This is a genomic window from Salmonella sp. SAL4457, assembly GCF_046548235.1.
Taxonomy (GTDB): domain Bacteria; phylum Pseudomonadota; class Gammaproteobacteria; order Enterobacterales; family Enterobacteriaceae; genus Salmonella; species Salmonella enterica.
Window position 1 is genome coordinate 1 of the sequence record NZ_JBGDZO010000805.1, and the last position, 258, is coordinate 258.

At 68.2% G+C, this 258-nt stretch carries 1 protein-coding gene; it reads right to left on the reverse strand.

What is annotated here, in order from left to right:
* The coding region (locus ACLJNW_RS26395; RefSeq protein ID WP_410961536.1) for a condensation domain-containing protein at positions 1-258 on the reverse strand (258 nt) is incomplete at both ends.

The following is a 258-nucleotide window of genomic DNA, read 5'->3' on the forward strand; positions in this document are numbered from 1 at the left end:
GCAGTTGCTTCCGCTCCTCGGCGGCGAACAGCGGCAATTCGGCAATGCGCCGCTGCGGGTCGCCCAGCAGCGCCTCCAGCAGGTTCTGCCAGTGTCCGGCCATCCGCGCGATGCGCGGTTCGTCGAACAGGTCGCGGCTGTAGGTCAGGCAGCAGCCGAGGCGCTGGTCGAGGTCGGTGACCTCCAGGTTGAGGTCGAACTTGGTCGCCCGCGCATCGTTGGCGATGTACTCGACGGTCATCCCGGCCAGTTGCCGGG